At 73.2% G+C, this 13,813-nt stretch carries 13 protein-coding genes; 2 read left to right on the plus strand and 11 right to left on the minus strand.

The window, feature by feature from the left end; genetic code table 11:
- Both HMPREF0731_RS14440 and HMPREF0731_RS14445 read left to right on the plus strand, forming a co-directional pair.
- Window positions 1-1,778 (plus strand): transglycosylase domain-containing protein (locus HMPREF0731_RS14440; RefSeq protein WP_007004897.1); only part of this gene is annotated, 1,778 nt, incomplete at its 5' end.
- Complete coding sequence (locus HMPREF0731_RS14445; protein ID WP_040613384.1) at window positions 1,775-2,332, plus strand: hypothetical protein; 558 nt, start codon at window positions 1,775-1,777, stop codon at window positions 2,330-2,332. The genes HMPREF0731_RS14440 and HMPREF0731_RS14445, both read left to right, overlap by 4 nt.
- 70 nt (window positions 2,333-2,402) lie before the next feature.
- On the opposite strand, the gene HMPREF0731_RS14450 is transcribed toward HMPREF0731_RS14445, so the two are convergent.
- From HMPREF0731_RS14450 to HMPREF0731_RS14505, 11 genes are all read right to left on the minus strand, one after another.
- Window positions 2,403-3,110, minus strand: a complete 708-nt coding sequence (locus HMPREF0731_RS14450) for a class I SAM-dependent methyltransferase (protein WP_007004899.1) — start codon at window positions 3,108-3,110, stop codon at window positions 2,403-2,405.
- A 71-nt stretch (window positions 3,111-3,181) separates the two neighbouring features.
- Window positions 3,182-4,063: an alpha/beta hydrolase gene (locus tag HMPREF0731_RS14455; RefSeq protein WP_007004900.1), complete on the minus strand. Its 882-nt coding sequence runs from the start codon at window positions 4,061-4,063 to the stop codon at window positions 3,182-3,184.
- 105 nt (window positions 4,064-4,168) lie between these two features.
- Window positions 4,169-4,870, minus strand: coding sequence for an ABC transporter ATP-binding protein (locus HMPREF0731_RS14460; RefSeq protein WP_007004901.1), 702 nt, complete (start codon window positions 4,868-4,870; stop codon window positions 4,169-4,171).
- Complete coding sequence (locus HMPREF0731_RS14465; protein ID WP_007004902.1) at window positions 4,870-5,625, minus strand: ABC transporter ATP-binding protein; 756 nt, start codon at window positions 5,623-5,625, stop codon at window positions 4,870-4,872. Before HMPREF0731_RS14465 ends, HMPREF0731_RS14460 begins: the two co-directional genes overlap by 1 nt.
- Window positions 5,622-6,617 (minus strand): branched-chain amino acid ABC transporter permease, encoded by a 996-nt coding sequence (locus HMPREF0731_RS14470; RefSeq protein ID WP_007004903.1) that lies wholly within the window; start codon window positions 6,615-6,617, stop codon window positions 5,622-5,624. Before HMPREF0731_RS14470 ends, HMPREF0731_RS14465 begins: the two co-directional genes overlap by 4 nt.
- Window positions 6,610-7,524, minus strand: a complete 915-nt coding sequence (locus HMPREF0731_RS14475; protein ID WP_007004904.1) for a branched-chain amino acid ABC transporter permease — start codon at window positions 7,522-7,524, stop codon at window positions 6,610-6,612. Before HMPREF0731_RS14475 ends, HMPREF0731_RS14470 begins: the two co-directional genes overlap by 8 nt.
- Before the next feature lie 93 nt (window positions 7,525-7,617).
- Window positions 7,618-8,805, minus strand: a complete 1,188-nt coding sequence (locus HMPREF0731_RS14480; protein WP_007004905.1) for an ABC transporter substrate-binding protein — start codon at window positions 8,803-8,805, stop codon at window positions 7,618-7,620.
- 620 nt (window positions 8,806-9,425) lie between these two features.
- Window positions 9,426-10,394, minus strand: coding sequence for a glycosyltransferase family 2 protein (locus tag HMPREF0731_RS24400; protein ID WP_007004907.1), 969 nt, complete (start codon window positions 10,392-10,394; stop codon window positions 9,426-9,428).
- Window positions 10,391-11,659, minus strand: coding sequence for a lipopolysaccharide biosynthesis protein (locus tag HMPREF0731_RS24405; RefSeq protein ID WP_007004908.1), 1,269 nt, complete (start codon window positions 11,657-11,659; stop codon window positions 10,391-10,393). The genes HMPREF0731_RS24400 and HMPREF0731_RS24405 overlap by 4 nt, the downstream gene beginning before the upstream one ends.
- Window positions 11,656-12,747: a glycosyltransferase family 4 protein gene (locus HMPREF0731_RS14500; protein ID WP_157136131.1), complete on the minus strand. Its 1,092-nt coding sequence runs from the start codon at window positions 12,745-12,747 to the stop codon at window positions 11,656-11,658. Before HMPREF0731_RS14500 ends, HMPREF0731_RS24405 begins: the two co-directional genes overlap by 4 nt.
- Window positions 12,744-13,679 carry a glycosyltransferase family 2 protein gene (locus HMPREF0731_RS14505; RefSeq protein WP_007004910.1) on the minus strand — a complete coding sequence of 312 codons (936 nt, stop codon included), beginning with the start codon at window positions 13,677-13,679 and terminating at the stop codon, window positions 12,744-12,746. The genes HMPREF0731_RS14500 and HMPREF0731_RS14505 overlap by 4 nt, the downstream gene beginning before the upstream one ends.
- Between the last annotated feature and the right edge of the window lie 134 nt (window positions 13,680-13,813).

The following is a 13,813-nucleotide window of genomic DNA, read 5'->3' on the forward strand; positions in this document are numbered from 1 at the left end:
CGCCGGCCCCGGCACTGCCGCAGCGCCGGCGGCGGCCCTTCCTGCTGCGGCTGCTGCGGGCGCTGCTGCTGCTCGGCATCTGGGGCGGGCTGGCGCTGGGGATCGCGCTGCTGTTCTTCACCTGGGACATGCCGCGGCCGGATGCGGCGCTGGCCGCCACGCGCCGCCCCTCGGTGACGCTGGAGGCCGCCGATGGCCGGCTGCTGGCCACCTCGGGCGATCTCTATGGCGAGCGGGTGCGGCTGGCGGAGCTGCCGCCCTATCTGCCGGCGGCGCTGATGGCGGTGGAGGACCGGCGCTTCCGCAGCCATTTCGGGCTGGACCCGATCGGGCTGGCGCGGGCCGCGCTGGCGAACTGGCGGGCCGGGCGGGTGGTGCAGGGCGGCTCCACCCTGACGCAGCAGCTGGCCAAGAACCTGTTCCTGACACCCGAGCGCCATCTGCGCCGCAAGGTGCAGGAGGCGCTGCTGGCGCTGTGGCTGGAGCGGCGCTTCACCAAGGACCAGCTGCTCGAGATCTATCTGAACCGCGTCTATCTGGGCGGCGGGGCGTTCGGGGTGGATGCGGCGGCGCGGCTGTATTTCGGCGTGCCGGCGGCGCGCGTCACGCTGTGGCAGGCGGCGATCCTGGCCGGGCTGCCCAAGGCGCCCTCGCGCCTGAACCCGCGCAGCGCGCCGGAAGCCGCGATGCGCCGCGGCGCCGACGTGCTGGCCGCCATGGCCGATGCCGGGCTGATCACGCCGCGCCGCGCGGCGGAGGAGGCGGAGCGGATGAGCCTGCCGCGCCGCCCCTCGGGCGATGCGGGCTGGTTCGCCGACTGGGTGCAGGACGGGCTGGCCGAGGACTATCCCGGCACCGGCGACCTGGTGCTGCGCACCACGCTCGACCTGCGCGCCCAGGCGGCGGTGGAGTCGCGGCTGGAGGCGCTGCTCTCCGGCCCCGGCCAGGCGGCGCAGGTGGGGCAGGGGGCGGTGCTGGTGCTGGATGCGCGGGACGGCGCGGTGCGCGCCATGGCCGGCGGCCGCGCCTACCGGCAGAGCCCGTTCAACCGCGCCACCATGGCGCGGCGGCAGCCCGGCTCGGCCTTCAAGCCCTTCGCCTTCCTGGCCGCGCTGGAGCAGGGGGCGGGGCCCGAGGAGCGGGTGGCGGACACGCCGCTCAGCCTCGGCCGCTGGTCGCCGGGCAATGGCGGCTGGCGCAGCCGCGGCGAGATCTCGCTGGAGGAGGCGCTGGCGCACAGCGTCAACACCGCCGCGGTGCGGGTGATGCAGCGCGGCGGCGGCGCGCGGGCGATGGCGGAGGTGGCCAGGCGGCTCGGCGTGCAGGGCAACTTCCCCAACAACGCCTCGCTGGCGCTGGGCACGGCGGAGGTGACGCTGCTCGACATGACCGCCGCCTATGCGGCCTTCGCCAATGGCGGGCTGCGCGTCACCCCCTATGGCGTGGCGCGGGCCGAGTCGGCGGAGCGGCTGCTGGCGGTGCCGCGCGAGGCACCGCGGCGGGCGCTGGCGCCGGAGCACGCGGCGGCGATGCGGCGCATGCTGGGGGCGGTGGTGCGGCAGGGCACGGGCCGGGCGGCGGCGGTGCCGGGCCTCACGGTCGCCGGCAAGACCGGCACGACGCAGGATTTCCGCGATGCGTGGTTCATCGGCTTCGCCGAGTCCCTGGTCATCGGCATCTGGCTGGGCAATGACGATGGCAGCCCGATGGAGAGCGTCAGCGGCGGCAGCCTGCCCGCCCGGCTGTTCCACGACATCCTGGAGGAGCTTCGCCCATGAGCGATGACGCCGCGGCGGGGGAGGAGAATCCCGGCGCCCGCAACCTGGCCGCCCTGGCGCGGCCGATGCAGCACGCGCTGAACAATTTGTTCATGGTGCTGCACGCCAACCTCGATTCGGTGATCTCCACCCTGCCGCCGGAGGACAAGGCGACGCTGCGGCTGCAGCGCGCCAGCCAGGGGGCGAAGGACATGGAGGCCCTGCTGCGCGCCTATCTGCGCATCGGCCGCCCGGCCGAGCAGCCGGCGGTGGATTCCGCCAAGTATCTGGAGGCGGTGCGGCCGGTGCTGGCGCAGGCGGCGGGGCGCCCGGTGGTGGTGGAGGTGCGGTCGAGCGCGATGATCGCGCCGCAGCGGCCGGCGGTGGATATCGCGCTGATCGACCTGGCCTGGGGCGCGCGGGCGTTGCCGCGCGGGGTGAAGCCGGTGCTGGTGCTGGAGGGGGCCAGCCTGACCGCCGCCTGGGCGGCGCCGCCGGCGGCCCTGCAGGGCCTGGAGGCGCTGGGCCTGAGCGTATCGCAGGAAGAAGGCCTGACGCGTGTGACGTTGACCTGACTGGCGGCGGGGTCCGGGGTGGCCCTGCCACCCCGGCGGAGGGGTCTGGGGAGGCGGCGCCTCCCCAGGCTCAAGGCTTGCCCCAGGCCATGATGTGGAACCAGGGCGCGCGGCGGTAGCGCGTGGCCATGGCGGGGTCGCCGCCCCAGGGGGCGGGCTCGGCGAAGTGGCGCAGCACCAGGCCCTGGCCGAGGAAGGCCGCCATGTAGTCCTGTAGCGGCCGGTGCCAGTTGCGGATGCGCATATTGCGCCAGGCGACCCATTCGGCGCGGGCCTCCAGGTAGCGGTCGACGCGCAGGTGTTCGCGCCCCTCGGCGTCGCGGATGCGGGGGTGCGGGGAGGCGGCGGTCATGAAGGGGTTGAGGTTGGCGATCAGCAGCTCGCCGCCCGGGGCCAGCACGCGCGCCATCTCGGAAGCGGCGGCGGCGAGGTCGGGGATGTCGATCAGCGTCAGGTAGCTGACCACCAGGCCGAAGCTGGCATCGGGGAAGTCCAGCGCCTCGGCCCGGCCGGGGCGGTAGTCGCCGCCGGGGTCGCGGGCGCGGGCGGCGTCCAGCAAAGCGGGGGTGGGGTCGATGCCGGTGGCGGCGATGCCGGCGGCGCGCAGGGCGCGGCAGAAGCGGCCCTCGCCGCAGCCGATATCGAGGGCCTCGCGCGCGCCGGAGGCGGTGGCGCGGGCCAGCATCGGCCGGTCCAGCACGAAGCGGCGGGCGTAGTCGCCGTGGTCGCCCATTTCCCCGAGCCAGGCCCCGGCCGACTCGGTCCAGCCATCCGACATGCGCTTTTCTCCCGGTTGCGAAAGGGGCGGCAGGGAGCAGAGCGGGGCGCGGCTGTCAAAAAGCGATCCGGTTACAGGCTTTTCGAATCCAGGCCCATCACCGAGAGGGTGGCGCGGGAGAGGGGCGTGTCCTCGCAGAGGGCGAAGGGCAGGTCGAAATGGTTGGAGCCGGGCGGGGCCGGGATGCTGTGGGTGGTGCAGCCGGCCAGGGCGCAGAAGGCGGCGTGGTCGTGGGTCTGGCGCCTGAATTCCGCCGTCTCGGTCGCGGCCACGCAATGCACCACCGGGATGGGCGCGGGGGGCGGCAAGGCGAGGGGGGAGAGGCGGCGGGCCGCGGCTTCGTCGAGCGCGAGCCAGTCATTGACGTGGCAGAGGCGGATCGGCTCCAGGTCGTAGAGGCCGGAGAGCAGGGTGGCGCCGGCGACGGGGCGCGGCGGCAGGCCGAAGGCGGCCGGCCAGTCGCCCCCGGCGATCAGCATGGCGGCCAAATGCCCGCCGGCCGAGCTGCCGGAGAGGTGGATGCGCGCCGGATCGCCGCCATGCGCGGCGATGTTGGCGTGGACCCAGGCCAGCGCCGCGCGGCACTGGCGGGTGATCTCGTCGAGCGAGGCGCCGGGGGCGAGGGCGTAGTTCAGCGCGACCACGCAGGCGCCGCGCGCGGTGAGGTAGGGCGCCATGAAGCCGGAATCGGCGGAATCCAGCGCGCGCCAGTAGCCGCCATGGATGAACAGGAAGACGGGCGCCGGGCCGGGCGTGGCGGCGGGGTAGATGTCCAGCCGCTCGTCTGGTGTCGGCCCGTAGGGGATGTCGGTGCGGCAGGGGAGGCTGGCGCGCGCGGCGTCGGTGCGGCGGCGGTATTCGGCGAGGAAGGGGCCGACATCGGGCACGGTGGCGCGGGCGTTGTATTCGCGGTCCAGCGTGGCGCGGTCCATGCCGCGATAGGTCGCCTGCATCGGTTTTCTTCCTGTTGGCGGGGTCCGGGGTGGCCCTGCCACCCCGGCGGGGCTCTGACGCACTGCGTCAGAGGGGGGCGGCGCCCCCTGCCGCTTCTGCTGTGGTCAGACGCCGATCCAGCGTTTCACCGCCTCGGCATTGTCGCGGAGGGCGGTGCTGTCGCCGCTCCACACGGTGCGGCCCTTTTCCAGCACGTGGTGCCGGTCGGCCAGCCGGGTCAGCGCGGCCAGGTTCTTGTCGATGACCAGGATGGACTGTCCCTCGCCCTTCAGCACGGCGAGGGTGTTCCAGATCTCGGCGCGGATGACGGGCGCCAGGCCTTCCGTGGCCTCGTCCAGGATCAGCAGGTGCGGGTTGGTCATCAGGGCGCGGCCGATGGCCAGCATCTGCTGCTCGCCGCCGGAGAGGGTGCGGGCGGATTGCCCGGCGCGTTCCTCCAGCCGGGGGAAGAGGTCGAAGATGCGGCGCAGCGTCCAGGGCGAGGGCTGGCCGGTGCGGTTGGCGGCGGTGGCGACCAGATTCTCGCGCACCGAGAGGGTGGGGAAGACCTGCCGCCCCTCGGGCACCAGGCCGATGCCGTGGCGGGCGATGCGCTCGGGCGGGCGGCCGGCGAGGGCCGTGCCGCGGAAGGTGACCTCGCCGCCGCGCGGCGGGTTCAGCCCCATGATGGCGCGCACCGTGGTGGTCTTGCCCATGCCGTTGCGGCCGAGCAGGGTGGCGACCTCGCCCTCGCCCACGGTCAGCTCGACGCCGAACAGCACCTCGCTGGCGCCGTAGCCGGCGCGCAGGCCGGAGATCTGGAGCATCAGACCGCCTCCTCCTCGGTCAGGTAGGCGGCGCGCACCTCGGGGTCGGCGCGGATCGCCTCGGGGTCGCCGGTGGCGATGCAGCGGCCATAGACGAGGACGGAGACGCGGTCGGCCAGGGCGAAGACCGCCTCCATGTCGTGCTCGACCAGCAGGATGGCGATCTTCCCCTTCAGCCGGGCGAGGGTCTCGGTCATGGCGCGGGATTCGCTGGGGCCGAGGCCGGCCATCGGCTCGTCCAGCACCAGCAGGCGGGGTTGCAGGGCGAGGGCCACGGCCAGCTCGACCTGCTTGCGCTCGCCGGCGGCGAGGCCGGCCACCGGCAGGTCCCAGCGGGCGGGCGGCAGGCCGGCCTCCAGCAAGGCGAGGCGGGCGGGCTGGCGCAGCCCCTCGTCGCGCGCGGCGGCGCGCCAGAAGCGGAAGGAATGGCCCTGATGCGCCTGCACGGCGAGCGCCACATTGTCCTCGGCGCTGGCTTCGTCGAGCAGCTGGACGATCTGGAAGGAGCGGGCGAGGCCCGCGCGCACGCGGCGCGCCGCCGGCAGGCGGGTGATGTCCTGGCCGTCGAACAGGATGCGGCCGGCATCGGGGGCGATCTCGCCGGTGATCTGGCCGATGGCGGTGCTCTTGCCGGCGCCGTTGGGGCCGATCAGCGCGTGCAGCTCGCCGGGCAGCACGGTGAGGGAGAGGTCGTCGGTGGCGCGCAGCCCGCCGAAATTCTTGCGCAGCCCGTCGAGGGTGAGCAGCGGGGTCATGCCGGCAGCGCCCGGCGCAGCAGCGCCATCAGCCCGCCGCGCGCGAAGAGCACGACCAGCAGCAGGATGGGGCCGAGGATGACCTGCCAGTGCTCGGTCCAGGAGGAGAGCAGGGATTCGAGGCCGACCAGCGCGGCGGCGCCGAAGACCGGGCCGAGCAGCGTGCCGACGCCGCCCAGGATGACCATGATCATCAGCTCCCCCGATTTGGTCCAGTGCAGCATGTCGGGGCTGACGAAGCGCGCCTGGTTGACCATCAGCGCGCCGGCCAGGGCCGCGCCCATGCCGGAGAGGATGAAGCCCACCAGCTTGTAGGGGTAGGGGGTGACGCCGAGGGCGCGCAGCCGGCGCTCGGATTGCCGCGCCGCGCCCAGCACCTGGCCGAAGCGGGAGCGGGTGACGCGGCGCAGCAGCGCCAGCCAGGCGACCAGCAGGCCGAGGCAGAGCCAGTAGAGCTGCGCCGGGTCGCGCAGCGACAGGCCGGGGAACTCCCCCTGGCGGCGCACGCTGAGCCCGTCATCCCCGCCATAGGCCTTCAGCGAGACGAACAGGAAGAACAGCATCTGGGCGAAGGCCAGGGTGATCATGATGAAGGGCACGCCGCTGGTGCGCAGGCTGAGCGCGCCGATCACCGCCGCCGCGACGCCGCCAAGGCCGACCGCCGCCAGCAGGGTGACGGGGAGCGAGACGCTGCCCGGGATCAGGCCGAGCAGCGGCTCCTGCCAGGACCAGTGGGCGTAGAGGATGCCCACCGCGTAGCCGCCGAGGCCGAAGAAGGCGGCGTGGCCGAAGCTGACCATGCCGCCCTGGCCGAGCGCCAGGTTCAGCGCGCTGGCGGCGATGGCGTAGATGGCGATGCGGGTGGCCAGCCCGATGCTGGCCGGGCTGCCCAGCGCCTCGGCCAGCCAGGGCAGGGCGATGGCGAGCGCCAGCAGCAGGGCCAGCGCCACCGCGTCGCGCGAGGGCAGGCGGGCGCGCAGGCGGCTACGCATGGGCGGGGAACAGGCCGCGCGGGCGCAGCAGCAGCACAAGCGCCATCAGCAGATAGACTCCCATGGAGGCGAGGCCGGCGGCCAGCGCGTCGGCGTCCGGCCCCTGCATGACGCCGCGCAGCGTGGCCGGCAGGTAGGCGCGCAGCAGCGTGTCGACGAGGCCCACCAGCATCGCCCCGGCCAGCGCGCCGCGCACCGAGCCGATGCCGCCGATGACGACGACGACGAAGGTGGTGATCAGGATCTGCTCGCCCATGCCGACCTGGACGGAGAAGAGCGGCCCGGCCATCAGCCCGGCCAGCCCCGCGAGCAGCGCGCCCAGGCCGAAGACCAGGGTGTAGAGCAGCCGCACATCGACGCCGAGGGCGCGCACCATCTCCCGGTGCGTGGCGCCGGCGCGCACCAGCATGCCGGTGCGGGTGCGCTGGATCAGCCAGTACAGCCCGCCCGCCACCAGCAGCCCGACCAGGATGATGGCCAGGCGGTAGGCGGGGTAGGGCAGGCCGGGCAGCAGCTCCACCGTGCCGCGCAGGGGGGCGGGGATGTCCACGAAGAGCGGCTGGCGGCCGAAGAGCAGCACGGTCGCCTGGTTGAAGAACAGGATCAGGCCGAAGGTGGCCAGCACCTGGTCCAGGTGGTCGCGCGCGTAGAGGCGGCGCAGCACCAGGAACTCCACCGCCATGCCGGCCAGCGCCGCGGCGGCCAGCCCGGCCAGGGTGGCGAGCAGCGCCGAGCCGGTCTCGGCCGCCACCCAGGCGGCGGCGAAGGCGCCCACCATGTAGAGCGAGCCGTGCGCCAGGTTGATGACGCCCATGATGCCGAAGACCAGCGTCAGCCCCGCCGCCAGCAGGAACAACATGACGCCGAGCTGCAGGCCGTTGAGGAGCTGCTCCAGCAGCAGGGCCATGCGGTTCTCCAGAAAGCCGCCGGCGGGCCGCGCCCGCCGGTCCTTGCGGTCAGGACAGGGAGGGCCGGGGCGTCCGCCCCGGCGCCGGCCCGGTCAGAGGCGGCATTGCGACGCGTAGGCGTCGCCATGGTTCTCCAGCACGCGCTCCTTGGTCACCAGGGCGGGCTTGCCGTCGGCGCCGCGCTCGACGCGCACCAGGAACCAGTCCTGCACCGGGTGCTGGTTGGGGCCGAAGGCGAACTTGCCGCGCGGGCTCTCGAACTTCGCCGGCAGCATGGCGCGGCGGAAGGCCTCGGTGTCGTCCACCCGGCCGCCGGTGCCGGCCAGCGCCGCGCCGATCGCCAGCGCGGTGTCGTAGCCATGCTGGGCGTAGTAGGTCGGGATACGGTTGTGCTTGGCCATGAAGGCCGAGACGAAGCGCCGGTTCGCCTCGTTGTCGAAATCGGTGTTCCAGTGCGCGGTGACATGGATGCCGAGCGCGGCCTCGCCCACCGCGGCCAGGGTGGTGGCGTCCATCGACGGCTCGGCCAGCACCATCGGGATGTTGGCCAGCAGCCCGGCCTGCACGTATTGCCGCAGGAAGGCGATGCCGAGGCCGCCCGGATGGAACTGGTAGACGGCATCCGGCTGGGCGGCGCGGATCTGCGCCATCTCGGCCGCGTAGTCGGTCTGGTCGAGGCGGGTGTAGACCTCGCCCACGATCTCGCCCTTGTAAAGCCGCTTGAAGCCGGTGATGGCGTCCTTGCCCGCCTGGTAGTTGGGGGCGAGGATGAACATGCGCTTGTAGCCGAGATTGACGGCGGCCTGGCCGGCGCTCTCGTGCAGCCCGTCATTCTGCCAGGCGATGGACCAGAAATTGCGGTGGCACTCGCGCCCCGCGAAGGTCGAGGGCGAGGCGTTGGGGCTGACATAGATGCCGCCCGCGTCCAGCACGTCCGGCGCCACGGCGCCGAGCACGTTGGAGAAGACGATGCCGGTCAGCAGCTTGATGCGCTCATTCTTCATGAAGCGCTCGGCGATCTGCTTGCCCTGGCCGGGGCGCAGCGCGTCGTCCTCCACCAGAAGCTGCACGGCGGTGTTGCCGAGCTTGCCGCCCTGCATCTCGGCGGCCAGCGCGAAGCCGTCGCGGATGTCCTGGCCGAGATAGCCGCCCGGGCCCGAGAGGGTGGTGACCATGCCGATCTTGAGCGGCGCGCCCTGCGCCAGGGCCGGCCGCGCCAGCAGGGGGGCGGCCGCCGCCGCGCCCAGGACGCCAAGCCCGAAGCCACGCCTGTCCATCATCTCCCGATCTCCCCTATTTCTTTGAAGCTTAAACTGTCTTGTTTCCGGCTTGGAAGCGGAAAACCGACGGAACCTGCGGGGAGAAACGTGCAATGCGCAACGCGACGCGACCGCCTGGGCTGCGCCGTTTTCACGGGAAACACCGGATTGTGGAAGGGTGATGCGGCTTGCCGTCCTGGCATTCCGCCGATGCGGTGCCGTGCTGGCGGCGCCGCTGGTCTCGACCCGCTGCCCATCCTCCTGGCTCTCCCTCTGCCTTCTTCCCGCGCACGGGTATTTGAAGGCGGCGGTGGCCGGTGGGCAACCGGGGGTGGGGTGGATCAGCCGGGGCGGCTGCCGCGCATGTAGCGGCGTTCCGGCCGGTAGCCACGGGGGGAAAGCCAGTTCCACAAGGCTTTGAGGTGCAGGCAGCGCAGCATGAGGGGTGCTCCTTCGCCGGGGATCGGCGGGCGCACTCTCGCTTTCGTGAGGTTATCGTAGAGTAAATCACGCGCCCGTGATGGCGACGCAGGCGCACAATATCGACTCAAACCGAAGGCGGGTGCAGGGGACCCCGTCCCCTGCCCAAGAAAAAGATGGGGGGAGTTTGAGGGGGCGGAGCCCCCTCAAGGCGGGGCGCTTCAGTGGGTCGGCGGCGGTTCCAGGATGGCGCCATAGACCATGGCCTGTCTCAGCTTGGCGATGTGCAGGCGCAGCGCCGGCGGCAGCGCCCGCCACAGCGCCAGATGCCACAGCAGCCCCCGCAGCCAGCGCCATTGCCCGACCGGCCGCAGCGCGCGGATCAGCGGGAAGATGCGGTGGCGCCGCACGGCCTCGGGGTGCGCCTGGAACAGCAGGCGGTAATTCTCCACCGAGCGGTCGAGCCGCCCCAGCCAGTCGGCGTCACGGTGGAATTCCATGTGGCTGACGCTGTTGTCGATGTGCCGCACGGGGGCGTGGGGGCCGATGCGCAGCGCCCATTCCGTGTCCTCCCAGCCCCAGCCGCGGAAGCGGTCGTCGAAGGGGCTGGCCAGGAAGAGGTCACGGCCGAGCTGGAAATTGGCCGAGAGGAAATGGCCGGCCGGGTCGCGGTTTCGGGTCTCGGCCGGCAGCCATTCGCGCTTCTGGCTGTGGGTGTGGAACAGCAGGCTGTCGGCCGGCACGGGGGGCAGGCGCTGGCCGCTGCGGCCGCCGCAGACCACGGCGCGCGGATGCGCCGCCGCCGCCGCCAAAGCGCGGGCGACGAAGCCCGGCGCGTCCGGCAGGCTGTCGGCGTCGAGGAACAGCACCGCCTGGCCGCGTGCCAGCCCCGCCAGCGCGTTGCGCGCCCCCGCCCGGCCCAGATTTTTTTCCGAGTTGGCCAGGCCTGCGGCCTGTCCGCGTTGCGCGGCCTCTTCCAGGATTTCTTCCTGTCCGGTGAGGGCGGGGTTGCCGTCGATCAGCACCAGCAATTCCACCGCGCCGGGCTCGGGCAGCGCCGCCATGTCGGCCAGCAGCTCGGCCGCCAGGGGGCGGATGTCGCGGTCATAGGTCGGCACCAGGATGGACAGGCGCGGCGTGGCGCCGGCCCAGGCCGGGCTGGTGTCGAGCGTGGGCAGGGTCTCGGTCATGCGGCGGGGCCAGAGCTTGAAGGGGGGCGGCGCAGCGCCAGCAGCCAGACCAGGGCGGCGGTCAGCGCCATCACCGCCAGCCGGGCCAGCGCCGCCGCCTCGATCCCGCCGATCGGCACGGCGATCCAGCACAGCACCAGCGTCAGCCCGAGCGACAGCGCCACCACGGCCAGGCGCTGATCCTGGCGGGCGGTCGCGCTCAGCACATCGGCGCCGATGTAGAAGGCGGCATAGGCGGCGGGGGTCAGGCAGATCAGCCGCAGCAGCGGCGGCAGCTCGGCATAGGCGGCGCCGAAGATCCAGGGCAGCAGGTCGGCAAACAGCAGCACGCCGAGGGCGGCGGCCAGGCCGAGGCCGAGCCCCACCGGCAGCAGCCGCAGCCCGTAGCCGGCGCGGTCCCCGGCGGCCATGCGGAACAGCCGGCCATAGAGCGCGTAGCCCAGCGCGCGGATCGGCAGGTACAGCGTGCCGATGATGCGGAAGGCGGCGGCGTAGAGGCCGGCGGCGTGCGGCCCGGCCAGTTCCAGCACGATCGGCTTGTCGAGATCGGCGGCCGAGGCCTGCAGCGTGCCCTCGGCGGCGAAGGAGAGGCCCTCGCGCCAGCTGCCATGGATCCAGGCGAAGACCGGCCAGCCATGGTCGCGCACCACCAGCGCCAGGCAGCAGAGCGCCGCCAGCGCCGAGGCGCCAAGATACCAGAAGGCCCATTCGCCCAGGCTGAGCCCGCTGCCGAGCGCCGCATGCGCCGCCCAGGCCAGCGCGATGGCGGCCAGCCGCATGGCGCCGATCAGCACGGTGGCGAGCGATTGCCGCCCGGCCTGGCCAGTGGCGATGTAGATCATGGTGCAGAGATTGGCGTAGCGGCCGAACAGCAGGTCGGCCGCCAGCACCGCGGCCAGCGGCCAGAGCCCGATCGCGCCGATCTCGAACAGCGGCAGCAGTGCCAGCAGCAGCAGGCCGAGCGGCAGGCCGGTCAGCGTCGCCGCCAGCAGCGCGTGGCCGGTCCAGCGCGGCAAAGCTGCACGGTCGCCGGCGGCGTGGCGGATCAGCAGCTGGTCGCTGCCGAGGCCGACCAGGCTGGAGAGCGCGATGGTCACCGCCGTCAGGCTGGCGAACAGCCCGTAGCCGCCGGGGCCCAGCACGCGCAGCGCCAGCACCAGCCAGCCGATCTGCGTCAGCAGCTGCAGGGTGAAGCCGCTGAACAGCACGCCCATGTCGAGCGCCAGCGCCTTCTCCGGCAGCAGCTTTTTCAGTTTGGCGATCATGGGCGCGGGGTGGAGAGCGCGTCGCAGAAGGCCACCAGCTGGCGCGAGGCCGCCTCATGCGTCCAGTGCTCCAGCGCGTGGCGCCGCGCCTCGGCGCCGAGGCGCTGGCGCAGCCCCGCATCCTCCCAGGCGCGGGCGATGGCGTCGCGCAGCGCCGCCGGATCGCCGGGCGGCACCAGCAGCCCGTTCACCCCGTCCTGCACGTAATCCTCGGCGCCGATCGATTCCGTCACGATGCAGCAGCGGCCGAACATCATCGCCTCGATGAAGGTCACCTGGCCGGAGGCGGAGAAGCGGTTCGCCGTCGGCACCACGCTGAGCCGTGCGCGCTGCGCCAGCACATGGCATTCGGCGAGCGAGAGCCCGCTGCGCAGCGTGACATTGGGCGGCAGCTCCAGCCCCTCGGTCGCGTGGCGGCCGGCGACGACGACCAGGGGCACCTCCGGCAGCTCCCGCATGGCGGCGAACAGCGTGGCGTAGTCGCGATTGGCGCTGCCCATCGCCAGCAGGAAGGGTTTTTTCGAGTCTTCCTCCAGCGTCGGGTTCAGCGCGTTGACGCTGAAGGGCACGAAGACAAAACGCTCCTGCGGCAGGCCGAAGGCCTCGGCATAGGAAGCGATCTCGCGCCGCGAATGCACGATGATACGCTCCACCGCCTGCAGCCCGTAGCGCGCCAGCCTGGCCTTCGCCCCGCCATGCTGCTGGCCGAGGTTGAAGCTCCAGGCGATGATCGGCCGGCGGCTGCCGGAGAGCCGCTTCAGCAGCCCCGCCATCAGCGCCAGCTGCGGGAAGACGGTGAGCAGACCCGCCCCCGGATCGCGCGACAGATTCGCCGCGCGCAGCCCGCGCCCGGCATGCCGCAGATAGTCCAGCCATTGCCGCCCCGAGGTGGCGCGGCGCGAGCGGTCATGGTCGTAATCGGCGTGCAGGTCGAAGAAGCGGTGCCGCAGCGGCGAGACGAAGCGGGTGATCCAGTGATGGTCATAGCCGCCGGGCGAGGAGCCCAGCAGCAGCCATTGCCCGGCGCGGCGCGACGGCGCGGCATCGGGCTGGGGGAGGGGCGTGTCGGGCATGGCGGGGGCGCTCACCAGGGGCTCCGGCGGGACAGGCTCCACCAGACCAGCTTGCCGGCCACCTCGGCCAGCTTCACCGAATGGCGCTCGGCGCGCGCCTCGCGCGTCAGCACCGCGCCCGCCCAGCGCGCCGCGGCCACGCCGCATTGCGCGAGGGCGCGCGCCGTCAGGTTCAGCGCGGTGCAGGGGCGGCAGGCGCTGTGGCGCAGCGTGACCATCCCGTAGAGCTTGCCGGCATGGAAGCTGCGGCGGCGGAAATAGCCGAGCCGCGTGCGCCCTTCCGGCACCTCCTCATGCGCCACCGCCTCGGCGCACCAGACCATGCGGCGGCCCTGGCGGTGCAGCCGCACGAACAGGTCGTAATCCTCGCCGCCGCAGATGCCGAGCGAGGGGTCGAAGGGCACCGGCTCGGCCAGGCAGGTGGCGCGGCGCAGCAGCAGATTGCCGGTGGCGATCCAGCGGCCGCCGGCCGGGTTGCTGTGGCCCAGCGGCATGGTGGTGCCGGTCGGCCAGTGTACCAGGCGGCGGTAATGATGCCCGGTCGGGTCCCAGCTGGGCGCGCCGCCGGGGAAATCCGGCAGGACGGGGCCGAACACCATGTCGGCGCCGCTCGCCTCGGCGGTGGCGAGCAGGGCGGCGACGCAGCCCGGGTCGAACCACTGGTCGTCATCGAGGAAGATCAGCGTCTCGCCGCGGGTCGCCGCGACCCCGGCATTGCGCGCCTGGGAGACGCCGGGCTGCGGCAGGCCGAGATAGCGCAGCGGCAGGCCCGGCCCCTCCGCCATGGAAGCGACGGCCTGGCGGGCATTGCCCTCGGGCGAATTGTCCACCACCAGCACCTCGGCCTCGTAGCCCGGCGGCAGGGCCTGGGCGCGGGCGCTCTCCACCGCGCGCTTCAGCGGCAGCGGGCGGTTGTAGGTGCAGATGACGATGGCGGTGCGCGGCATGGCGGATCCTGCACGGGGCGCGGGGAGCATTCGGCCGGGGCAGGCTGGTCACGCCTGGGCGGAACGATCTTCCCCCAGGCCCCGCCCCGCCGCAAGAACGCGCCACCCGGCCGGGCGCGGCGCGGCGCGCGGTG

The sequence above is a fragment of the Pseudoroseomonas cervicalis ATCC 49957 genome, from assembly GCF_000164635.1.
GTDB classification, from domain to species: Bacteria; Pseudomonadota; Alphaproteobacteria; order Acetobacterales; family Acetobacteraceae; genus Pseudoroseomonas; species Pseudoroseomonas cervicalis.